Raw genomic sequence first — 21,999 nt, 5'->3', positions numbered from 1 at the left:
GGGTAAGGTCGGAAACCTCATGGCCCTGTCTCCCCAATGGCTTGACGAATTGCGCATGCGGACCACGCTGTCCGCAGTGATCGGCCGTACCCTTCGGCTGACCAAGGCTGGGCGTGAGTTCAAGGCGTGCTGCCCGTTCCACAACGAGAAAACGCCCAGCTTCTACGTCAATGACGAGAAGGGCTTCTACCACTGCTTTGGCTGCGAGGCGCATGGCGATGCCATTCGCTGGATGACCGATCAGAGGGGCATGCCCTTCATGGACGCAGTGAAAGAGCTGGCGGCCGAAGCGGGGATGGAAGTCCCCGCGCCCGACCCTCGAGCAGCCCAGCAAGCGGAGAAGCGCGCCAGCCTCCACGATGTGACCGGCGCCGCTCAAGAATGGTTCGAAGGGATGTTGCGCGGTAGCGACGGGATGCAGGCGCGCAGCTATCTTGGGCGCCGAGGATTTACAGATGCCATCATCAGGGAGTTCGGTTTCGGTTACGCCCCGGAAGATCGGCAGGCCCTAAAGCGTGCTCTCGCCCGGTTCGACGAGCCTATGCTCATAGAGGCCGGAATGCGGATCACCGTCGAGGGCAAGGAACCTTACGACCGGTTTCGCGGTCGCTTGATGCTGCCGATTCATGATACGCGTGGACGAGTGATTGCCTTCGGGGGACGCATTCTCGACAGCGAAGCCAATCCGAATGCTCCGAAATATCTGAACAGTCCCGACACACCGCTCTTCGACAAGGGTCGCACGCTCTACAACCTTCACCGCGCAGCGCCTGCCGCACGCCAAAGCGGCCGCCTGATCGTAGTCGAGGGTTATATGGATGCGATTGCGTTAGCCAATGCAGGAATTCAGGAGGCGGTTGCCCCGCTGGGCACCGCACTGACCGAGAACCAGATCGAACTGCTCTGGCGACAGGTGGAGCAGCCGATCCTGTGTTTCGATGGGGATAATGCCGGACAACGCGCCGCCATGCGAGCAGTGGCACGGGCTCTTCCCATGCTTCGCCCCGCCCACTCCCTTTCCATCGTTCGCATGCCTGCCGGTTTGGATCCCGACGATCTGATACGGGAGAAAGGCGTCACGGCGCTCGAGGAGCTTCTGGGTCAGCCTTCCAGTCTGCTCGACACCCTCTGGGACTTCGAAAAAGCCGCTTCACCGCTCAATTCACCGGAAGACAAGGCGGGCTTCAAGGCGCGCCTCCTTGAGCACGTTGAGAACATCCAGCACCCCGACATTCGTGCACTGTACAAGCGCGAACTGCTCGAACGCTTCTCTACATTTGCCTTCCCCCCTCGCCCGCAGCGCGAATTTCGTCCACGCAGCGACTGGAAGAAGGGGCAGTTCAAACAGCCCGCTCCAACGCTTTCGCCGAATGCCCGCGAGCGCCTTACCCGCGCGATGACCGGAGGTGCCCGCGATGCCTTGACCCGGGCCGTGATTGCCGGCCTGGTGAAGTTCCCGGATCAGATACTGCGACACGAGGAGGCCTTGTCCGATCTGGCCAGACGTGATCAAAATGTCGGTCCCGCGCTCGATTCATTGGTAGAAGCCGCCGAAACGCTTGATTTGTCCGCGCGATCGACCATATCGCTGGAACGAGGCCTTCCCGCCCCACCGGAAAAAACATCATTCGCCTTCCTTCATGAAGGCACCGACCCGGTTGATGCGCGCGAGGATCTGGCCGAGGCCGTGTCTTTGCTGGTCGAAAGACCTGCGCTTGAGGCTGCGCTTTCCGCAGCCACTGCGCGTTTCGAACGTGACCCGGAAGGCTCCATCGCCGAACAGGCCCGATTGCGTGAGCGATTACTGGCCCTTAACGAGCGGTTGAAGCGTTTCGGTCGCAAGAAGGCAGCTGCAGACGGCGAATCGGATTCATGATCCCCGCGGTTACGCGACCCGCGGGCAAGAGAAGACTGGACTGAATTACCTTATGGCCACCAAGTCAAAGACCAAGGACGATGGCGATGCTCCCCTGATCGACCTCAATGAGGCATCGGTGAAGAAGCTCATCGCGAAGGCGAAGAAGAAGGGCTACGTCACTTATGACGAGCTCAACGACGCTTTGCCGCAGGGTGAGATGAGCTCCGATCAGATCGAAGACATCCAGTCCGCCCTGTCAGACATGGGTGTGCAGATCGTCGAAAGCGACGAAGATGCCGAGGCTGCCGCTGAAGAAGCGGACGAGGTCGAGGAAATCACGACCGACACCAAAAAGGACAGCAAGGCTGCGGCCAAGCCTGCTGCCAAAAAGACCGCAACCGGAGAACGCACGGACGATCCGGTGCGCATGTATCTGCGCGAAATGGGTGCGGTCGAACTGCTCAGCCGCGAAGGCGAAATCGCCATCGCCAAGCGGATCGAGGCCGGACGCGACATGATGATCATGGGCCTGTGCCAGTCTCCGATCACCTTCCACGCGATCATCCAATGGTCGGAAGCCCTGAATGCCGAGGAAATGCAGCTACGCGAAATTCTCGATCTCGACGCCATGCTGTCGAAGGAACCCCCGGCCGACAAGCTGAACGACGACGCCGAAGACGATGACGATGACGGTGAAATCTCCGAAGAGACCGCCGGTCCGACCATCCGTGATGATGACGAGGATGAGGACGACGATTCCAATTCCGACGACGAAGATGGCGAAGAAGGTTCGTCCAAGAGCGACGATGACGAGGAAGAGGACAACACCATGTCCCTTGCTCAGATGGAAGCCGCGCTCAAGCCGGACGCCATCGAGCGCTTTGCTCGGATCACCGATCTGTTCGGAAAGTTCGAGAAGCTCCAGAAGGAACGCGTCGACGTGATGGCCCGCGGCGAGGCGTTCACGCCTGCCAAGGAAAAGAAATACGAGGCGCTTTCCGAGCAGCTTACGGCTGAAGTTGAGAGCGTTCAGTTCCACGCGACCAAAATCGAATTTCTGGTCGACAATCTTTACGCCTTCAATCGCCGCCTGACCGCATTGGGTGGGCAGATGCTTCGCCTTGCCGAACGCCACAAAGTGAAGCGTATCGATTTTCTCGATGCCTACATCGGCAATGAACTGGACGATAATTGGCTCACCGATCGCGCTAAGAAGGACAAGAAATGGGCGGCCTTCGCCGAGAAGGAAGCCGATGCTGTCGAGCGGATCCGCGCCGAGATTTCCGACATTGCCGGCCAGACTGGCATGGCACTCGAGGAATTCCGCCGGATCGTTAACATGGTCCAGAAAGGCGAGCGCGAGGCGCGTATCGCCAAGAAGGAAATGGTTGAGGCAAATCTTCGCCTCGTGATCTCCATTGCCAAAAAATACACCAATCGCGGTCTGCAATTCCTCGACCTTATCCAGGAAGGCAACATCGGTCTGATGAAGGCGGTCGACAAGTTCGAATACCGCCGCGGATACAAGTTCAGCACCTACGCAACCTGGTGGATTCGCCAGGCAATCACGCGTTCGATTGCCGATCAGGCGCGGACCATCCGTATCCCGGTCCACATGATCGAGACGATCAACAAGCTGGTCCGCTGCAGCCGTCAGTTCCTGCACGATCAGGGACGCGAGCCGACACCCGAAGAGATGGCCGAGAAGCTTTCCATGCCACTTGAAAAGGTGCGCAAGGTCATGAAGATCGCCAAAGAACCGATCAGTCTCGAGACACCGATAGGTGACGAGGAAGATTCGCATCTCGGCGATTTCATCGAGGACAAGAACGCGATTATTCCGGTCGACGCGGCGATCCAGGCCAACCTCAAGGAAACGGTCACCCGCGTTCTTGCCAGCCTTACGCCGCGTGAAGAGCGCGTCCTGCGCATGCGCTTCGGGATCGGTATGAATACGGACCACACGCTCGAGGAAGTGGGCCAGCAATTCTCGGTCACGCGTGAGCGTATTCGTCAGATCGAAGCCAAGGCGCTCCGCAAGCTCAAGCATCCCAGCCGGAGCAGAAAGATGCGGTCTTTCCTCGACCAGTAATACATATCCGCGTCAGGCAGCGGAGTGACCGAAATGTCACACGGCGAAATCCGCTGCCTGTCCCCCGGAACGGACTTTCTTTCCAAGCTTTTCCTTACTCAGTTGGATAGGTGAGCCAAATCCAGGTTCCCGATCCAGTTAGAAAAGCTGGTATTCCGGGGCACGCATGAATTTAGATTTCGAGAGTGTGCTTGCGCGCTCTCCCAACCCCTACGTTATTCTCGATGCATCTCTGGTCATTCAGTGGGCAAATGCAGCCTATCTGAGCGCCACGGAAAGCCGATGGGACGAGATCAAGCAGCGCGGAATTTTCGAAGCCTTCCCGAGCGAAGGTGAAAGTTATCGCCAGTTGAAGTCGTCTTTCGATCGAGTCCTCGAGACTGGCGAAGCTGACGAAATCGCTCGAATCCCGTATAATATTCCAAACGCCCAAGGCGGCTTTGACACCCATATATGGAGCGCCACTCACACGCCTTTTCTCGATGAGAATGGCGATGTCGAATATATTCTCCAGCATACGGTTCGCATCACAGGGTTGGAGCAATCGGGCTCGGAGCGCGACGCTGCCAGCGTCGCCCGGCGCGCCGAAGCGGTGGAGGAACGTTATCGGGGGGCCAGCAAGGAGCTGGATCGATTCCGTTCCCTGCTCGAACAAGCACCCGGGTTCGTAGCGGTGCTGAGTGGACGAGATCATCGATTTGTAATGGCGAATGCTGCGTATCGTCAGCTTGTCGGTCAGCGCAAGCTGGTTGGCAGAACGGTGCCGGAAGCGCTGCCGGAAGTTATCGATCAGGGGTTCATCCAGTTGCTCGACGACGTGCTCGACAAGAACGAGCCATACTTTGGCAAGAAAGAAAGGATCCTCCTGAATTCGGGCGAGGACGGAGAACTTGAGGCCCGGTTTCTCGAGTTCATCTACCAACCGATCCACGGTGGAGACGACTTCGAAGGCATTCTGGTTCAAGGGCATGATGTAACAGAAGAAGTGGCCTTTGAAGAACACCAGCGAATTTTGATCAATGAGCTCAACCACAGGGTCAAGAACACCCTTGCGGTCGTCCAAGGACTCGCAAAACAGTCCTTTCGCTCGGAGCCGGGTTCGACCGGAATAGACGCATTCTCCAATCGTCTCGCAGCTTTGGCGAGCGCGCATAATCTTCTGACCGAGCGAAGTTGGGAAGCTGCCGATCTGGAATCGATCGTCACCGGATCGCTGGCAGCCACCGCAGGCTCAGATTCGTCACGATACTCGCTCACAGGACCGAAAGTTGTTCTGGCTCCTCAAACTGCGGTCACGCTTTCAATGGTAGTGCACGAACTATGCACGAACGCCTTGAAATACGGTGCGTTGAGCGAGCCAGCCGGCTTCGTCGAGATCACTTGGCAAACGCAACCTGCCGAAACAGAAGGCACCTTGCTCATATTCGAATGGAGCGAACATGACGGACCGGTCGTAGTGGAGCCTCAAACCGGCGGTTTTGGATCACGACTGGTCAAGCGAGGTCTCGGAAGCCCGGACAGTCGCACGACCTTGGAATATCGAGCCAGCGGCCTCTATTGCCGGATTGAGGGCAAAGTATGAGCTTGAACGGAAAACATATCCTGGTGCTCGAAGACGAGCCGATCATCGCGTTCGCTCTGGAAGACATGCTGATCGAGGAAGGCGCCACAGTTTCGGTTTTCAGTTCGATCGAGCAGGCGCGCGAGGGCCGAGCAAACGAAACGTTCGATTATGCAATCCTCGATGTGAACCTGCATGGCTCAAAGAGTTATCCGCTGGCTTACGAGCTGAAGGCTGATGACATCCCTTTCGCATTTGCAACGGGGTACGGAGATGCAGAGCACCCAAAGGAGCTTGTGAATTCTGTGACGATCACAAAGCCATATTCGATCGTCCAAATAAGAGCGGCAATCGAAAGTCTGGAAAGCGCCAGCGACCGATAAGTTTCCGGTTGCATGCCAAAGTCATCCCTACGCATCCGCTCGATTGATAATGGGATCAAGGGGGTCGCGCGAATCGAAGGCAATGCCTATGTGCTCCCCCATGCGTATAGCCATTGCCTCCGACCACGCCGCAATCGACCTAAAGACAGAATTGCGCGAATGGTTGATCGAACAGGGTCACGAAGTGGCGGATCTCGGGCCAGACACCGGCGATAGCGTCGATTACCCCGATTTCGGCTACAAGCTTGCTAATGTGCTCGCTGACGGCACTGCGGAACGCGGAGTGGCGCTCTGCGGCTCCGGCATTGGTATTTCCATGAGCGTCAATCGCAATCCATCGGTTCGCTGTGCGCTTGTCTCGGAACCGCTCTCGGCTGTACTTTCGCGCGAACACAATGACGCAAACTGTATTGCGATGGGCGCCCGCCTGACCGGAAGCGACATGGCAAAGGCTTGCCTTACTGCATTTCTCGAAACCGAATTCGCCGGCGGTCGCCACCAGCGCCGCGTCGACAAGCTTTCCAAACCGGAGATCTGATTTGGCTACCAAGCCCGCCAATACCGACCGCGACCCTATGGATCGTTTCTGGCACGACACCCTTGCCGAGGCAGATCCAGAAATTCATGATGCAATCCGCAATGAACTGGCGCGTCAGCAGGACAAGATCGAGCTTATCGCGTCCGAAAATATCGCCTCGAGCGCCGTTCTTGAAGCAACCGGATCAGTATTCACGAACAAATATGCGGAAGGCTATCCCGGCAAGCGCTATTACGGCGGCTGCGATTATGCCGATGTAATCGAAACACTCGCCATCGAGCGCGCCAAGAAGCTGTTCGGCTGTGGTTTCGCCAATGTTCAGCCCAATTCAGGCAGCCAGATGAACCAGGCGGTATTTCTTGCGCTGCTACAGCCTGGCGATACGTTCATGGGGCTGGACCTCAATTCGGGCGGCCACCTGACCCATGGTTCTCCTGTCAACATGAGCGGCAAGTGGTTCAATCCTGTCAGCTACGGTGTTCGGAAGAACGATGAACTGATCGACATGGATGAGGTTATGGCGATTGCCAAAGCCAACAAGCCGAAGCTCATCATTGCAGGCGGAACGGCCTATTCCCGCGTTTGGGACTGGAAGGCTTTTCGTAAGGTAGCCGACGAGGTCGGCGCCTATCTCATGGTAGATATGAGCCACATTTCCGGACTGGTCGCTGGGGGCGCGCATCCCTCTCCCTTCCCCCACGCCCACGTCGTCACGACAACCACTCACAAGAGCTTGCGTGGTCCGCGCTCCGGCGTGATCCTTTGGGACGACGAAGACCTTACAAAGCCGTTCAACATGGCGGTTTTCCCCGGGATGCAGGGTGGGCCGCTGATGCATGTGGTTGCGGCGAAGGCCGTCGCATTCGGCGAAGCTCTGCGTCCGGATTTCAAAGACTATGCCAAGCGCGTTGTGGAGAACGCCCGCGCCTTGGCCGAAGGGATCGAAGCCAACGGCCTGCGCGTCGTTTCCGGGGGTACGGACAATCACTCCATGCTCGTTGACCTAACGGCCATGGACGTGACCGGCAAATCTGCAGAAGCCGGCCTCGATCGGGCATGGTTGACCTGCAACAAGAACGGCATTCCATACGATACGCGCAGCCCTTTTGTTACGAGCGGCATCCGCCTCGGCACTCCGGCGGGCACGACGCGCGGATTTGGCCCCGACGAGTTCCGCCAGATTGGTGCTCTTATATGTCAGGTGGTCGAAGGGCTCTCGCGCAATGGTCCGGAAGGCGACGGGCAGGTCGAAGAGCAGGTGCGTGGCAAAGTTGCCGAACTCTGCGCTGCCTTCCCCGTCTACCCCGGTCGCTAAGGAGACGAATGATGGAAAACAAAGAACCGCAGCATCAAGACCACGATCTTGTTTCGGATGCCAGCGCAGAGATCAAGGGAATGGCGAAGCAGGGGCTGAACCATCCGTCGACCAAACCAGTGCTGACCGGCGCGGCAGTCGGCGCGATCGCGGCCGGCATATTGCCGGTGGTGACCTGGCCCCTCGGTCTGGTCGCGGGCGCCGGCTTCATGCTCTACAAGCGCCTCCGACCGTAAATGCGTTGCCCATTTTGTGCGCATGACGACAGCCAGGTAAAGGACAGTCGTCCGACCGAGGATTCGACCTCGATCCGGCGGCGTCGCCAGTGCTCCAGCTGCGGCGCGCGGTTTACCACTTTCGAACGCGTGCAATTGCGCGAAGTGACGGTGGTCAAAAGCGGCGACCGTCGCCAGCCCTTCGACCGCAGCAAGCTAGAACAATCAATTTCGCTGGCCTGCCGCAAGCGCGATGTTCCGCAAGAACGGATCGACCAGCTCGTCAGCGGCATCCAGCGGCAGGTCGAAACTGCCGGCGAACCAGAAATTCCATCCAAACGTATCGGCGAGATGGTTATGGATGGACTGCGCGGACTGGACAGCGTCGCATATATTCGGTTCGCCTCGGTCTATCGCGACTTCAGCGAAGCCCGGGACTTTGAAGAATTCGCAAGCACTGTGCAGGAAGCGGCAGCCAATGAACGGGGCTGACGCCAGAAAACCGATCATCGTCCTCGTGCGCCCGCAACTAGGCGAGAATATCGGCAAGGCCGCACGTGCCATGCTCAACTTCGGCCTCACGGAAATGCGCTTGGTCGAGCCGCGCGATGGCTGGCCCAACCCCTCGGCTGGCCCGTCCGCGTCGGGCGCGGACATCGTGCTGGAAGGTGCAAGGGTTTTTGGATCGACTACCGATGCGGTGGCGGACTGCGCGCATGTCTACGCCACCACCGTCCGCAAACGGGGGGTTACGAAACCTGTCGTCACGCCCGAGGAAGCCAGTCAGGAAATTGCCGTCGCGCAAGGCCGCAGTGCAATCCTGTTCGGACCGGAGCGGTCCGGGCTGGAAACCGAGGATGTAGCGCTCGCGCGTGCTATCTTGACGGTGCCGATCAATCCGGAGTTCGGGTCGCTCAACCTCGCGCAGGCGGTGATCCTGTGTGCCTACGAATGGTCCAAGCATGAAACCCTGGTACAGCCGACCCAGGAAGAACTGTTGCCCCCTGCCCCACAGGAGGAGCTCGATGGCCTGATAGCACATTTGGAAAGCATGCTGGAACCAAAAGGCTATTTTCGTCCGGAAGCCCGCGCCGAAGCTACCCGGCGCACATTACGCGGTGTGTTGACCAAGCCTGCCTGGAATCATCTCGAAGTCCGTACCCTGAGAGGTGTACTGTCGTCACTTCAACGCGAACCTAAGCCCTGATCCTGTCCCATTCCTCCATTTCGTAGGCAATCGAGGTTTCGACCAGATCGTCCCACATCCGCGCGAGTTCATCAGCCGGAAGCGCACGGTTTTCTGCATCAGCGCGGGCGTTCTCGATCACCTCGGCCTTACGCCCTTCGTCGCGAACGACATTGCGATCCGTCTTGATCCGTGCAGCAGCTCGCATGTAACCGAACCGGCGATCGAGCAGTTCCATCAGTTCGCGGTCAGTCGTGTCCACTCCAATTCGCACCTCGCGCATGTCGGTGCAATCTTCCGGCAGTTTGAAATCGTCCTTCATGGTGCTGCGCAGTGCCGCGCTTGAACCGACTTGTCGAGCGCCTATCTTGCTGCTTGACGCGCTGCACAATTTTGCTACGAGCGCGCCTTCACAAATTGGCTCTGCACCCCGGTGAAGCGGAAGCCGCGTCGACCTCGAGGTTGACGGTGTGATGCCGGGTTAAATGGCCGCCACTGGGGCGGTCCAGCAAATTGAAGGAACTATTTATGACGAAGCGCACAAGCGCCAAGTACAAACTCGACCGCCGGATGGGTGAAAACATCTGGGGTCGTCCGAATTCCCCGGTCAACAAGCGTTCGTACGGCCCAGGCCAGCATGGCCAGCGTCGCAAGAGCAAGATGAGCGACTTCGGTCTGCAGCTTCGCGCCAAGCAGAAGCTCAAGGGCTACTACGGCGACGTAACGGAAAAGCAGTTCAAGCGCACCTACAAGGAAGCGTCGGCCATGAAGGGTGACACCGGTCAGAACCTGATCGGCCTGCTCGAACAGCGCCTCGACATGGTCGTTTACCGCGCCAAGTTCGCACCGACCATCTTCGCCGCCCGCCAGATCGTTAGCCACGGTCACATCTACCTCAACGGCGTGAAGACCAACATCGCTTCGGCGCGTGTGAAGGTTGGCGACGTGGTCAGCCTCGGCAGCAAAGCCAAGGAAATGGCTTTGGTCATCGAAGCACAGAGCCTTCCCGAACGTGAAATTCCCGATTATGTCGCGCCCGATGGTAACGACAAGGTGACTTTCACTCGCGTACCGAAGCTTGATGAAGTGCCCTATCCGGTGACCATGGAACCGAACTTGGTCGTCGAGTTCTACTCGCGCTGATCCTTTGGTTCATCGATATACGGAAAGGGCGGCCTCAGGGCCGCCTTTTTTGTATCAATTCACCGCATTTTCAAAGCCTTGGCAGGAACGCGGAAGGTGATTGGCGGTTCAGTTTTTACTATGACTCAATACCGCTTCATCACACCCAATCGTCGCGGCAAATGGTACGATAGCCTCAACGATGCGCAGGCGCGTGCGAATGTTATTGGTGCAGGCTTTCTGGACAGTGCCGGCACGTTCGTCCCGTATCGCGGGACGATACTGGAAATGCGCGAAAAAGAGCGGGTCTAGCTACTTACGTCCGGCCTGCAATCTGCAAGGACTTCCAGACCATTGCCGCAATTGCGATGGTGATAGCCCCGCCCCAGAACCAGTAGGGTAAGATCAACGCTTCCGCGATGCGTCCCGTATCCGATAGGGTAACTTGTCCATCTACCGCGGCGCCTGGACTGAACAGATAATCGATGTCCTGGTAAACGCTGACCGCTCCTTGCACGCCAAGGAACTCGATAGTGATCCTCTGCCATCTCCTCGTTGCTCTGGATGCAATCAAGAATGCACCTGCTGCAAAGAGCGGCAGCACGATCCAGCCGGCCATAGATCTGACCCAAATCAGGGTGCTCGCGATCAACGCTATCGCGAGGCCGAACAACATCACCTTGGTTGCACGGGGTGAGCGCGAAGCAATGATCAAGACGCAGCCCGCGATGGTGGGGCCGAGCAACCCGGAGGCAGCAACGATGGCCTGGCCGATACGCCCAAGGTCGCCGGAGCTTTCTGCAAATCCGGACCCGTTCGCAAAGATGACCAATCGTTCGAATTCAGCTCCAAGTGCAGCCGCCATGAGACCATGCGCCATCTCATGCCACCAGGTAGATAGCAGCGTAAAAGGCATGAGCGCCAACGTACCGATGGCCGTTTGCCACGCAACGATCGTCAACACCGCAAAGGCGATGATATACGTCTGCTCGCGTTTAACGGCGGGACCACTCGCGCCATCCGCATACGGAAGCCCCCATTGAGCAGAGGTAGGGCGGGTTTGAGGAGGCTTGGCCATTTTCACAAATTAGGCCAGTCCCGCTTCAGCGCAAGTAATCCCGGCGGAAATCCTTGGCAAAGGTAGCAAATCTCCCCTCCCCAATCGCATCGCGCATTGCCTGCATCAACTGCTGGTAGAAAGCGATATTATGCTCGGTCATCAGCATTGCACCGAGAATTTCCTGTGATTTCACGAGGTGGTGGAGATAGGCGCGCGAGTAGGTGTTACACGTGTCGCAAGTGCAGCGATTATCCAGAGGATCGGTGTCTTCCGCGAACCGCGCATTGCGAAGGTTCATCGGGCCGTTCCAGGTAAACGCTTGTCCATTTCGTCCGGAACGGCTTGGCAACACGCAGTCGAACATGTCGACACCGCGTTCAACCGCACCCACCAGGTCGTCCGGCTTACCCACGCCCATGAGATAACGAGGGCGATCCTGTGGAAGCTGCGCGGGGGCAAAGTCCAGTGTGGCGAACATGGCCTCCTGCCCCTCGCCCACGGCCAGACCGCCGATCGCATATCCATCGAACCCGATATCGGCCAGCTTATCGGCACTGATCTTGCGCAGATCTTCGTCGAGCGCGCCTTGCTGAATACCGAACAAGGCAGACCGTTCCGCATGTTTGCCGCCTGCGTTGAAACCCTCTCGACTCCGCTTCGCCCAACGCATGCTCATTTCCATGCTTGCGGCAATTTCGTCGCGCGGACGGTCGGCGCGGGGGCATTCGTCAAAAGCCATCACGATGTCGCTGCCCAGAAGCCGCTGGATTTCCATGCTGCGTTCCGGTGTCAGCATATGCTTCGACCCGTCGATGTGGCTGCGGAATTCCACACCCTTCTCAGTCAGCTTCCGCAGGTCCGACAGGCTCATAACCTGATAACCGCCGCTGTCGGTGAGGATCGGCCGGTCCCAGTTCATGAATTTGTGAAGGCCGCCGAGCTTTGCCACGCGCTCTGCTCCCGGGCGCAGCATCAGGTGGTAAGTATTGCCAAGGATTATGTCCGCGCCCGTCTTGCGCACCGTTTCAGGCTTCATGGCCTTTACGGTGGCCGCGGTGCCGACCGGCATGAAAGCCGGCGTACGGATCTGGCCGCGATACATGGAAATCGCACCCGTCCGCGCAGCACCATCGACCGCCTCAACGGCAAACGAAAAACGATTGGTCAATGTCAAATCTCAGAAGTCGTAAACGATCGATGCACGGGTTACCGTGTCGGTCGAAACAGCGCCTACTGCAGGGTTGCTGTCATAATCAATCGCATAGCTCATCCTCGCCCGAAGTTTTTCGGTAGCCTTGAAATCGAGGCCGGTGACCAGATTGAGCGTAGTATTGGAACTGTCCACGATGACGACCGCCTGCCCGCCGGTCTCGGCGACAGCATTTGCATCCTGCGTCAGGGTCACCCGGTCGAGAATCCGCCAGTCGAAATCGAGGCCTGCGAGGCCGGCCACGCGGTTTTCGACGCGCCCATCGGTGTAATCGGTAACGCGGTAAGCCGGTCCTGCCTTGAGCGACAGGCTGAGACTGTTTCCGTCGATCACCTGATATCCCAATCCCCCGGAAACAGAATACCGGCCGTCGATTCCTTGAAAGGCATCGCGATCATACTGTGCCAGTCCATAAGCAAAGATGCCCTCATCGAATTCCCACCGAGGCTCATAGGACGCGAAGTATTTCTCACGACTGGTGATACCATTCTGGCGTTGGTAATCGAAACGCGCTCTCAGGTGATGCGACCAGTCGATTCCCTGCCGCTTGAGATGAAGCGCAGCGGTAATGCCGGTCGTGTCGCTATTCCCTGTGGAATGGAACCCGCCCAATTCACCTTGCCCTGTCCACCGGTCGAGCAGGCCAGCTGTCCGAATGGCCTCTTCCTTCTCCTTCGCGGCCAAAGCGGCTTTTTCGGCTTTAGTTTTTGCCCACGCGCTTTCGATCGCGGCGATTTCCTCCCCATCGTCCGGCCATGTCTTGCGGGCCAAGTCCAGTACGGTCGCAATCTTGGCGTTATCGCCACTAGCCAGCGCTGTGTCGATCATCTGACGGGCAGCTTCGGGGAGCTCGGCATGTGCCGGTGATGCAAATGCGGCCGTGCAAGCCGCAAACGTAAATAGGGCGGTTCTCACAAACATGCCAGAAGCCTAGCGTGGCTCTTCGGCGCTCGCCACCCTGGATCGACAAAGCGCGTTCGTATTCAGGCGCGTAGCCGCCAACCTGTCTTGAAAATGTAGGCAATCACCGACACGCACAGGGCGAGAAAGCCCAAGGTGATACCGAAGCTGACCCAGATATTGACGTCGCTCGTCCCATAGAATGTCCAGCGCAATCCACTGACAAGATAAACGATCGGATTGGCTAGAGCGATGGTATCCCACGGCTTCGGCAGCATATCGATCGAATAGAACGTGCCTCCCAGAAACGTGAGCGGGGTAAGGAACAGCATCGGGATTATGCCGAGCTTTTCGAAGTTATCGGCCCAGATGCCGAGGATGAATCCGAAGAGACTGAAGGCGGCTGCGACCAGCATGATGTAGAACACCGCCAACACCGGATAAGTGATCGAATAATCGACGAACAGTCGGGCAGTAACCAATATGATCGTCGCGAGGATAAGGCTTTTTGTCATCGCCGCCCCCACGAACCCGATAAGCGTTTCGGTCACGCCGACAGGAGCGCTGAGCAATTCGTAGATCGTTCCGGTAAAGCGAGGCATATAAATGCCGAAGCTCGAATTGCTGGTGGTCTCTCCCAGCAGGGTGAGCATCAGCAGCCCCGGGATGATGAACGCACCATATTGCACCCCATCCAGATCGGGCATGCGCCCGCCGATCGCCGCTCCGAACACGATGAAATAGAGCGAGGTCGTGAGAACGGGTGCCAGCACCGACTGGAATGCCGTGCGAAGGAAGCGAATAAGCTCCCGGGTGTATATCGACCAGGTTGAGCGCCAGGAAATCATTGCGGTACCTCGCCGTCGCCAAGCAGGGATACGAAGATATCCTCGAGACTGCTCTCACGGGTGTCGATGCCGACGTAATCGATCCCCGCGCCGATGAGCGCCTTGGTCAATTCGGCGACTTCGGCCTTACCCTTTCCTGTCCCATCGCCCCCGCGGTAGCGAAGCACCGTTCCGCCCACTTCCAGTTCGACAGGGAACCGGCCGATATCTGGAGGCAGTGTGGCGAGGGGTTGCGCGAGGGTAATATGTGCCTCGGTTCGGCCGAGACGGGCCATCATGGCGTCTTTCTCGTCAACCATGAGCAGCTTGCCGCGATTGATGACACCGACGCGGTCGGCCATCATCTCGGCCTCTTCGATGTAATGGGTGGTCAGGATGATGGTGACGCCCCGCGCGCGCATCTTATCTATGATCGCCCACATACCCTTGCGCAGTTCCACGTCGACGCCGGCGGTGGGTTCGTCGAGGAAGAGGAGGTCGGGTTCGTGCGCGAGAGCCTTGGCGATGAGCACGCGGCGCTTCATTCCGCCCGACAGGGCCATGATCCGCTCACCGCGCTTTTCCCAGAGGCTGAGGCTGCGCAAGATCTCTTCGATCCGCTGCCTGTCGGGTGCGAGACCGAACAGGCCGCGTGAATAGCTGACGGCATGTTCGACCGGTTCGAACATGTCCGTGCTCAGTTCCTGCGGGACCAGCCCTATGCGGCTGCGTGCCTTGCGCCAGTCGGTTGCCAGATCGTGGCCGAACGCATGGATTGTACCCGAACTCGGCCGGACGAGACCGCAGACCGCACCGATAAGCGTGGTCTTGCCCGCGCCGTTGGGCCCGAGCAGCGCGAATATCTCGCCCTTCCGTACGCTGAGATCGACATTGTCGAGCGCCTTCAGCCCGCCGCGGTAGACCTTGGACAGGCCATTGAGTTCGAGAATCGGATCCACAGACCCCTAGTTAGCTGCGATCCAATTCCCGTGGAAGCCCGGCGGGATAAGATGCGGGATGTGTACGGACGCAACTGTCTCGAGGCTGTGGGCATCGAGGATTTCCAGCGCGCTCGTCCCGCGATTTCGATCGATGACATATCCCATGACCCAACCGTCACCTTCGGGCGCGCCAGCATCGCGCGGCACGAACACGAATTCCCCCGGGATGCGGCCATCACCAAAGTCGTGCTGGATACGCTCCCCGGTGACGAGGTCGTGGCGATAAAGCGGCATGGGCGCGACGAACTCGAGGTCGCCATCATCCGGCAGCCCCATGCTCCAGAGATAGCGATAGTCGGTAGTGAAGAAACGCTCGTCCGGGCGGGGAAATTCCTGCGGCGACGAATCCAGGACGTCGCGCTGGACCTGCCCGCCCTTGCCATCGACTGTCCAGCGTTCGAGACCGAGAGGCTTGCCATACGGTCCCGGCATGTCCCCATCGAAGATGGTTTCATACGCGCACAGGTCGATGACAACCTGGCCCCTATCGTCCTCGAAGCTGTTGCCGACGTGAAACGCGTAGCAAGGCTCAACTTCGTGCCACACGATCTGATCGCCCGTGCCGCCGCGCGGCAGGAGACCGACCCGGGCCTTGTGAGCGGGGTTCCAGCGGTAGGGAAACCTGTGCCCTGAAATGAGGGCGGGCATCGAGAAGGTGACCGGCAGATCAAGCACGACCACGAAATTTTCCGTCAGCGCGCAGTCGTGGATCGACGGGCCATGGCGGACGGCAATCTCCGTTTCCCGCAAGACCGTTCCATTCCGCGCCAGAACGACGTGGCGGATGGTATCGGCCGACATGCCATCGTAGCAGATTGCGTGGAATTCGCCGGTTGCCGGGCATTCATGGGGATGCGCGGTGAATGATCCCGTCAGACCCCCACCGAAATCCGAGTAAGCGACGCTCTCGAGATCGTCATCGAGCTGGACAGGGAAGCTGCTGGCTTCGACAAGCGCCATGATCTTGTCGCCGATTGCCAGAACATTGGTGTTCACCGTATCCCCGAAGCCGCGACGCGGTCCATCGACTGACTTGGGCCCGCCCTTCCCTTCGAGATCGCGCGATCGGATAAACCGGTTGCGATACCATATAGCGTCGCCGTTCTTCAGGCGCACACCGTGAACCATGCCATCGCCCAGGAACCAGTGATGCCCCTTATCTCCCTTGCCATACGGATTGGGGCCGATCCGAACGTAGCGACCGTCGAGTTCTGTAGGAATGCTGCCCGTGACGTGCAGATCGTCCAGCGTGAATTCTTCACGCAGCGGGGTGTGGACGCCGCTCAGGAACGGGTTGGTCCGGGCATCTGGTAACCTGTTCCGATTGACACCCGCCAGGGCCTGAATGGCGGGAGTGACAGCTTTACGGATTGTTTTTTCTATGACGCTTGCCATGACCGACTCACATTGGTTAAAGTGAACGGTGTAAACATAGGGTCTATGGTAACAGTGTCAACTTCGAGTGAAGCCTATCATCACGGCAATCTGCGCGAGGCGCTTGTCCTCGAAGGGCTGCGGGCTCTCGAAGGCCCCGACGGGAAGGCGCCTTCGCTGCGCGAATTGTCTCGCAAGGTGGGGGTTTCGCCGACGGCCGTCTACCGGCATTTTCCCGACAAACAGGCCCTGGACCAAGCGCTCGCACGGGAAGGACTGAAAATGCTCGGCAGCGAACAGGCCGCCGCCGCCCAAAAGGCCGGCGGAGGTGCCGCCGGTTTTGCCGAAACGGGCCGGGCCTATGTCCGCTTCGCCCTCGCCCACCCCGTGCTTTTCAGGCTGATGTTCACACAGGGCAAACCGGTCGACAAGGCCGAACCGGTGGACGAAGCGCGTGCCTTGCTGATCGCCAATACGCGGGCGCTCGCCAGCAACCCCGAGCGGGCCGAGACGCTTGCCTTACAGGCCTGGTCAATCGCCCACGGTATCGCCATGCTCATGCTGGACGGCAGAATTCCCGTCGACGACGCGCTTATCGACCGGATGCTCGATACGAAAAGCCTGTTCCCCGATCAGGGCAGCAAGAGCGAGGAATCGCCGTAACTGTAGAATCGATATTCGTTTTCGATCGCGTGCCGATAGGCCGACAGCATCCGTTCGCGCCCCATCAGCGCACTGACGAGCATGACCAGGGTCGATTTTGGAAGATGGAAGTTGGTCATCAATCCATCGACTGCCCGGAACTGATAGCCGGGCGTGATGAAGATGTCGGTATCGCCCGAAAATTCACCAATCATGCCATCGTCCCCGGTTGCGCTTTCCAATAGTCGCAGGCTGGTTGTCCCGACCGCGATCAATCGCCCGCCCGCCTTTCGCGCGGCATTCAGGCGGTCTGCAACGTCGCGGTCCACCCTGCCCCATTCGGAATGCATCGCGTGGTCGGCGGTATCATCGGCCTTGACCGGCAGGAACGTGCCTGCCCCGACATGAAGAGTCAGCGTTTCGCGCCCAATGCCGGCTGCATCCAGAGCGGCAATCAGTTCGGGCGTGAAATGAAGAGCCGCAGTGGGGGCGGCTACCGCGCCGTCCTCTGCCGCGAACATAGTCTGGTAATCCAGGCGATCCTGTTCGTCCGTATCGCGCTTTCCTGCGATATAGGGAGGCAGGGGCATCCGCCCGGCGCGTTCGAGCAGGACCTCGACCGGCTCTTCCCCTTCGAAGAACAGCACGAAGCTTCCATCGGCCAGACGCTCTTCAGCCACGGCGGTGACGCCGCCGCCAAATTCGGCAACATCGCCCGGCCTGAGCCGCTTGGCATTCCGGACGAAGGCCTGCCAGCGACGAAGATCGATGCGCTTGTGCAGCGTGGCGCCGATTTTAGCCTCGCCCCGCCGACCTTCGAGCTGTGCGGGAATAACGCGCGTATCGTTGAAAACGAGAACATCGCCGGCCCGCAGCATCTGAGGCAGGTCCCGCACGCCGCGATCCTCGAACGGGCCGCTTTCGCGCACGATCAACATGCGCGCAGCATCGCGCGGCCGCGCCGGGCGCAGCGCGATGCGTTCTACCGGCAGTTCGAAATCGAAGAGGTCTACTTTCATTGCGCCGCCCCTAGTGCGGGGTCAGCGCAATGAAAAGTCAGTTGCCGATCGGCGCGTTGAGATCGTCGATCGAAATATCCTGCTGCACCTGCGGCGCCGGCATCGCCGGGACCGGCTTGTTGTCGGCTGCGATCGACGCCTGAAGCACGCGGGTGGGATTGGCAGGCGGTTCGCCGCGCTGGATCGCATCCACCGCGGCCATGTTGGAAATGACCCGCCCGAAATTGGTGTAATTGTTGTCGAGGTTCAGGCGCGGATAAAAGACGATGAAGAACTGACTGTTCGCACTGTCCTCACTCGCCGCGCGAGCCATCGAAACCGTACCGCGCACATGCGGCATGCGGTTGAATTCCTCGGCGATGTCGGGAAGCTGCGAACCACCGGTACCCGTACCGGTCGGATCGCCCGTCTGTGCCATGAACCCATCGATGACGCGGTGGAAGATCACCCCGTCGTAGAAGCCCTGCCGGGTGAGGGTCTTGATACGCTCCACGTGGTGGGGTGCCCAGTCAGGCTTGAGGCGGATGGCAACCCGCTGGCCGTTCGACAGATCCAGCAGAAGAATGTTCTCGAGATCTTCATTGACGTTGAAGTTGACCGGCGAGAATGTCCGCGTGTCCTCAGCTTCGGTCGAGGCCGCAGCGTCCGCTGCATCACCGTCAGAAGTCGTAGCCGCAGGGGCAGTCGCTTCACTTTCGGTCGGAGCAGGGTCTTCCGCCACCTGTGCGGCTAGAGGCGCGGCACCGATTGTCAGCGCGGCAGCAATGGCTAGCGAAGTCTTGAGCATCGTCATTCCGTAGCAATGTCATGGATTGCCGACCCACTAGCGCGAGGCGTCTGTCCGTTCAATGAATAGGTGGAAATCATCCGTCAGCCGCCGCGCGGCCCCATCTTCTGGACTCGCGCTTCCACATCGGCCCGCACCGCAGGGGTGACGAACTTTTCGATCGGGCCGCCGTAAAACGCGATTTCCTTCACCAGCCTGCTGGCAATTGGCTGCAGTTCGACATCGGCCATGAGAAAGACCGTTTCGATCCGGTCGTTGAGCTGGCGGTTCATGCCGGTGAGCTGATATTCGTATTCGAAGTCCGTCACCCCGCGAATTCCGCGAACGACGATCCCTGCATTCATCTGTTCGGCGAAGTCCATCAACAGCGAGTTGAACCCGACCACGCGAATGGTGTCGCAGGCGATTTCGGCAACTTCGCGTTCGACCATGGCGATACGCTCGTCGTCGTCGAACATAGGGGATTTAGCGATATTGGTCGTCACCCCGATGATCAGTTCGTCGACCAGCTTGGCGCCCCGTTCGATGATGTCCATGTGCCCCAGCGTGATGGGGTCGAATGTTCCGGGATAAATGCCGATACGTTTGGACATCAATGATCTCTTTTCACGACGAAGTCGGCGAGTTCGACAAGAAGCCGTGCGTCTTCGCCGTAGCTTGAGAGGTGCCGACCCGCCTGTTCGACCAGCATCGTCGCCTGCGCGCGGGCCTGTTCAACACCCATCAGCGTCACGAAGGTCTGCTTGCCCTGCTCTTCATCCTTGCGCAGCGCCTTGCCGGCTTTCGCTTCGTCACCTTCCACGTCCAGCAGATCGTCCGCGATCTGGAAGGCGAGGCCGATATCGCGGGCATAGGCACGAAGATGCGCGCGCCCTTCGGGCGGCACACGGCCGAGCACTGCGCCCATTTCGACGCTGGCTGCAAGCAATGCCCCTGTCTTGAGTTGTTGCAATCTGGTGATCTGGCGAAGATCGTAATTCTCTTCCTGAGAGACGATATCCATCATTTGCCCCCCAGCCATGCCATCGTGGCCACTGGCCCGGGCCAGGGTGGCGACGAGTTCCGAGCGGACGAACGGATCCGCGCTGGTATCGAGCTGCGTCAGGATGTCGAAGGCCAGCGCGTGCAGGCAATCGCCTGCAAGGACTGCCGTTGCATCGCCGAACGCCTTGTGCACCGAAGGTTTTCCGTGCCGCATGGCATCGTCGTCCATGCAGGGAAGATCGTCATGGATAAGCGAATAGGCGTGGATCGCCTCCACCGCGCACCCTGCGTTGATTGCAGCATTGCGGTTTACGCCGAAGAGTTCCGAAGTCGCCACCAGAAGCAGGGGTCGCATGCGCTTGCCCGCGCCGATCGCGGCATAGCGCATCGCTTCGACGAGACGGGCCCTGCTATCGTCGGGAACGGGAAGAAAGGCATCGAAGGCGCTGTCTATGTCGCTCTGTACCCGCTCGAACGCCTCGCCCAGACGAGGAGGCATGGTCGTCATCACACTCATGCACCGCCGTCCGCGTCGAAAGGCTCGGTCCCAGTGGGCTTCCCATCGGCACCGGCGACGATCTTTTCGATCCGCGCCTGCGCCGAATCGAGTCGCGATTGGCACGCCTTGCGCAATTGCTCGCCGCGTTCGTACAGGTCGATGCTCTCGTCGAGCGGGACGTCACCGCTCTCGAGCCGTCGCACGACGCTTTCGAGCTCGCGTAGAGCCTGCTCGAAATTCAAATCCGAAATCTGTAACTGTTCCTCTGCCATCGGCGGGAAGCATTGACGGCCCACCTGCGCGCGGTCAAGTAAGGCGAAAAGAGGGGGAGCGAATATGACGTGGATTGTCGCCGCCGTCACAGCTGCTTTGGTTTTCGGGATCCTCGACGCGGCGTGGCTGGGTTGGGCCGGCCCCAACTTCTACCGCCCCCAGCTTGGCGGTCTGCTGGCGGAAAGCTTCCGCATGGTCCCCGCGCTGCTTTTCTACTGTGCCTATATCTGCGCGATCGTGTGGTTTGCCGTGCGTCCGGGATTGGCGGGCGGCATTGGGACAGCTGCCCTCAACGGCGCGCTGCTCGGCGCGATCTGTTATGCAACCTACGACCTGACGAACCAGGCGACCATGCGCAACTGGTCGACGATCGTCACATTGGTCGACATCTGCTGGGGCGCATTTGCGACTGCCGTGGCGGCCGGTGCGGCTACTTTCGCCGCCGACAGGTTCGGCTGAGCCGATGTTCATCGGTCACTTCGCCCCCGCCTTCCTCGCTCGCGGCATAACGGAAGAAGCGCCCAAGCTGGGCACGCTGTTCATCGCAGCGCAGCTGGTCGACTGGGCGTTCTTCACCTTCGCGATCGTCGGGATCGAGAAACTGCGGATCGTGCCCGGAATGACAGCGATGAACCCGCTCGATCTCTATCACATGCCGTACACCCACAGCCTTTCCGGCACTGCGGCATGGGCGTTGGGCTTCGCAATCGTGATCTGGCTCGTCTCGCGAAACGCCATCGCCGCGACATGGGGAGCCATCGTGGTATTGAGCCACTGGCTGCTGGATCTGATCGTGCACAGGCCAGATCTTACCCTTGCAGGCGGGGAAGAGAAATTCGGGCTGGGGCTGTGGAATTCGCCCTGGATCGAAATGCCGCTGGAGATCGGGATAACGCTGGCCGCCTTCTGCTTTTATATCAGGCGCACGAAAGGTCCGGTGGTCCCGCCGATCATTTTGCTGGGGACGATGCTGGTATTCCAGGCGATCAACTGGTTCGGCCCGCAGCCGCAGGAAGCAGGCACGGGGATATATGTGACCGCCCTGCTTTCCTTCGGCATTCTGACCGCCCTCGCCTTCTGGGTGCAGTCGACAAGATGGCATAAAAGTCTCGTGGGACTGGCAGTGTCGGGCGTGCGGCGCTAAGCGCGCGCG

At 59.2% G+C, this 21,999-nt stretch carries 26 protein-coding genes; 14 read left to right on the top strand and 12 right to left on the bottom strand.

The window, feature by feature from the left end; genetic code table 11:
- Window positions 1–19 precede the first annotated feature (19 nt).
- The 9 genes from dnaG to AC13F2_RS03570 all read left to right on the top strand — a co-directional run bounded on the left by dnaG (window position 20) and on the right by AC13F2_RS03570 (window position 9,169).
- Window positions 20–1,876 carry a DNA primase gene (gene dnaG, locus AC13F2_RS03610; RefSeq protein ID WP_482965212.1) on the top strand — a complete coding sequence of 619 codons (1,857 nt, stop codon included), beginning with the start codon at window positions 20–22 and terminating at the stop codon, window positions 1,874–1,876.
- A 52-nt stretch (window positions 1,877–1,928) separates the two neighbouring features.
- The gene (gene rpoD, locus AC13F2_RS03605; RefSeq protein ID WP_103023406.1) at window positions 1,929–3,950 is read left to right on the top strand and encodes an RNA polymerase sigma factor RpoD; all 2,022 of its coding nucleotides are present in this window, start codon (window positions 1,929–1,931) and stop codon (window positions 3,948–3,950) included.
- Window positions 3,951–4,116: 166 nt separating this feature from the next.
- Window positions 4,117–5,532: a sensor histidine kinase gene (locus AC13F2_RS03600; RefSeq protein WP_482965211.1), complete on the top strand. Its 1,416-nt coding sequence runs from the start codon at window positions 4,117–4,119 to the stop codon at window positions 5,530–5,532.
- Window positions 5,529–5,894: a response regulator gene (locus AC13F2_RS03595; RefSeq protein WP_222827404.1), complete on the top strand. Its 366-nt coding sequence runs from the start codon at window positions 5,529–5,531 to the stop codon at window positions 5,892–5,894. The genes AC13F2_RS03600 and AC13F2_RS03595 overlap by 4 nt, the downstream gene beginning before the upstream one ends.
- Window positions 5,895–5,994: 100 nt before the next feature.
- Window positions 5,995–6,432 carry a ribose 5-phosphate isomerase B gene (gene rpiB, locus AC13F2_RS03590; RefSeq protein ID WP_482965210.1) on the top strand — a complete coding sequence of 146 codons (438 nt, stop codon included), beginning with the start codon at window positions 5,995–5,997 and terminating at the stop codon, window positions 6,430–6,432.
- A 37-nt stretch (window positions 6,433–6,469) separates the two neighbouring features.
- On the top strand, window positions 6,470–7,747 hold the full coding sequence (glyA, locus tag AC13F2_RS03585) for a serine hydroxymethyltransferase (RefSeq protein ID WP_482600574.1): 1,278 nt from the start codon (window positions 6,470–6,472) through the stop codon (window positions 7,745–7,747).
- Window positions 7,748–7,758: 11 nt separating this feature from the next.
- The gene (locus AC13F2_RS03580; protein WP_301642773.1) at window positions 7,759–7,983 is read left to right on the top strand and encodes a hypothetical protein; all 225 of its coding nucleotides are present in this window, start codon (window positions 7,759–7,761) and stop codon (window positions 7,981–7,983) included.
- Entirely contained in the window at window positions 7,984–8,454 is a 471-nt protein-coding gene (gene nrdR / locus AC13F2_RS03575; protein WP_103023401.1) for a transcriptional regulator NrdR, read from the top strand.
- Window positions 8,441–9,169, top strand: coding sequence for an RNA methyltransferase (locus AC13F2_RS03570; RefSeq protein WP_482965209.1), 729 nt, complete (start codon window positions 8,441–8,443; stop codon window positions 9,167–9,169). Before nrdR ends, AC13F2_RS03570 begins: the two co-directional genes overlap by 14 nt.
- Here AC13F2_RS03570 and AC13F2_RS03565 read toward each other — a convergent pair.
- Entirely contained in the window at window positions 9,159–9,470 is a 312-nt protein-coding gene (locus AC13F2_RS03565; protein ID WP_103023399.1) for a chorismate mutase, read from the bottom strand. The two genes, AC13F2_RS03570 and AC13F2_RS03565, sit on opposite strands and share 11 nt — an antisense overlap.
- 206 nt (window positions 9,471–9,676) lie before the next feature.
- On the opposite strand from AC13F2_RS03565, the gene rpsD reads away from it, so the two are divergent.
- Together rpsD and AC13F2_RS03555 are read left to right on the top strand one after the other, a co-directional pair.
- Window positions 9,677–10,291 (top strand): 30S ribosomal protein S4, encoded by a 615-nt coding sequence (rpsD, locus tag AC13F2_RS03560; protein WP_103023398.1) that lies wholly within the window; start codon window positions 9,677–9,679, stop codon window positions 10,289–10,291.
- 120 nt (window positions 10,292–10,411) lie between these two features.
- On the top strand, window positions 10,412–10,582 hold the full coding sequence (locus tag AC13F2_RS03555; protein WP_173829991.1) for a hypothetical protein: 171 nt from the start codon (window positions 10,412–10,414) through the stop codon (window positions 10,580–10,582).
- Window positions 10,583–10,586: 4 nt separating this feature from the next.
- On the opposite strand, the gene AC13F2_RS03550 is transcribed toward AC13F2_RS03555, so the two are convergent.
- The 6 genes from AC13F2_RS03550 to AC13F2_RS03525 all read right to left on the bottom strand — a co-directional run bounded on the left by AC13F2_RS03550 (window position 10,587) and on the right by AC13F2_RS03525 (window position 16,663).
- Window positions 10,587–11,348, bottom strand: a complete 762-nt coding sequence (locus AC13F2_RS03550; RefSeq protein WP_482965230.1) for a M50 family metallopeptidase — start codon at window positions 11,346–11,348, stop codon at window positions 10,587–10,589.
- Between the two features lie 25 nt (window positions 11,349–11,373).
- The gene (gene tgt, locus AC13F2_RS03545; protein WP_482965208.1) at window positions 11,374–12,498 is read right to left on the bottom strand and encodes a tRNA guanosine(34) transglycosylase Tgt; all 1,125 of its coding nucleotides are present in this window, start codon (window positions 12,496–12,498) and stop codon (window positions 11,374–11,376) included.
- A gap of 9 nt (window positions 12,499–12,507) precedes the next feature.
- Entirely contained in the window at window positions 12,508–13,461 is a 954-nt protein-coding gene (locus AC13F2_RS03540; RefSeq protein WP_482965207.1) for a DUF481 domain-containing protein, read from the bottom strand.
- Window positions 13,462–13,523: 62 nt separating this feature from the next.
- The gene (locus AC13F2_RS03535; protein WP_397490658.1) at window positions 13,524–14,288 is read right to left on the bottom strand and encodes an ABC transporter permease; all 765 of its coding nucleotides are present in this window, start codon (window positions 14,286–14,288) and stop codon (window positions 13,524–13,526) included.
- Complete coding sequence (locus tag AC13F2_RS03530) at window positions 14,285–15,226, bottom strand: ABC transporter ATP-binding protein (RefSeq protein WP_301642769.1); 942 nt, start codon at window positions 15,224–15,226, stop codon at window positions 14,285–14,287. Before AC13F2_RS03530 ends, AC13F2_RS03535 begins: the two co-directional genes overlap by 4 nt.
- Window positions 15,227–15,232: 6 nt before the next feature.
- Window positions 15,233–16,663 carry an 8'-apo-carotenoid 13,14-cleaving dioxygenase gene (locus tag AC13F2_RS03525; protein ID WP_482965206.1) on the bottom strand — a complete coding sequence of 477 codons (1,431 nt, stop codon included), beginning with the start codon at window positions 16,661–16,663 and terminating at the stop codon, window positions 15,233–15,235.
- Between the two features lie 45 nt (window positions 16,664–16,708).
- Here AC13F2_RS03525 and AC13F2_RS03520 point away from each other — a divergent pair, with 45 nt between their 5' ends.
- A complete protein-coding gene (locus AC13F2_RS03520) occupies window positions 16,709–17,305 on the top strand; it encodes a TetR/AcrR family transcriptional regulator (RefSeq protein ID WP_301642767.1) in 597 nt (198 codons plus the stop codon).
- On the opposite strand, the gene queA is transcribed toward AC13F2_RS03520, so the two are convergent.
- From queA to AC13F2_RS03495, 5 genes are all read right to left on the bottom strand, one after another.
- Window positions 17,275–18,303 (bottom strand): tRNA preQ1(34) S-adenosylmethionine ribosyltransferase-isomerase QueA, encoded by a 1,029-nt coding sequence (queA, locus tag AC13F2_RS03515; RefSeq protein WP_482965205.1) that lies wholly within the window; start codon window positions 18,301–18,303, stop codon window positions 17,275–17,277. The genes AC13F2_RS03520 and queA overlap by 31 nt on opposite strands.
- 37 nt (window positions 18,304–18,340) lie before the next feature.
- Window positions 18,341–19,090, bottom strand: coding sequence for a peptidylprolyl isomerase (locus AC13F2_RS03510; protein ID WP_482965229.1), 750 nt, complete (start codon window positions 19,088–19,090; stop codon window positions 18,341–18,343).
- Window positions 19,091–19,173: 83 nt separating this feature from the next.
- Window positions 19,174–19,683, bottom strand: a complete 510-nt coding sequence (gene coaD / locus AC13F2_RS03505; RefSeq protein ID WP_482965204.1) for a pantetheine-phosphate adenylyltransferase — start codon at window positions 19,681–19,683, stop codon at window positions 19,174–19,176.
- Window positions 19,683–20,591, bottom strand: a complete 909-nt coding sequence (locus AC13F2_RS03500; RefSeq protein ID WP_482965203.1) for a polyprenyl synthetase family protein — start codon at window positions 20,589–20,591, stop codon at window positions 19,683–19,685. The genes coaD and AC13F2_RS03500 overlap by 1 nt, the downstream gene beginning before the upstream one ends.
- Window positions 20,588–20,845, bottom strand: a complete 258-nt coding sequence (locus AC13F2_RS03495; protein WP_103023388.1) for an exodeoxyribonuclease VII small subunit — start codon at window positions 20,843–20,845, stop codon at window positions 20,588–20,590. Before AC13F2_RS03495 ends, AC13F2_RS03500 begins: the two co-directional genes overlap by 4 nt.
- A 64-nt stretch (window positions 20,846–20,909) precedes the next feature.
- Between AC13F2_RS03495 and AC13F2_RS03490 the strand changes: the two genes are divergently transcribed.
- The gene (locus AC13F2_RS03490) at window positions 20,910–21,305 is read left to right on the top strand and encodes a DUF2177 family protein (RefSeq protein ID WP_482965202.1); all 396 of its coding nucleotides are present in this window, start codon (window positions 20,910–20,912) and stop codon (window positions 21,303–21,305) included.
- A 4-nt stretch (window positions 21,306–21,309) separates the two neighbouring features.
- Complete coding sequence (locus AC13F2_RS03485; protein WP_482965201.1) at window positions 21,310–21,990, top strand: hypothetical protein; 681 nt, start codon at window positions 21,310–21,312, stop codon at window positions 21,988–21,990.
- Window positions 21,991–21,999: the final 9 nt, after the last annotated feature.

The organism is Qipengyuania sp. L-5Y (assembly GCF_056859455.1).
This window is presented reverse-complemented; position numbering and strand designations above follow the sequence as displayed.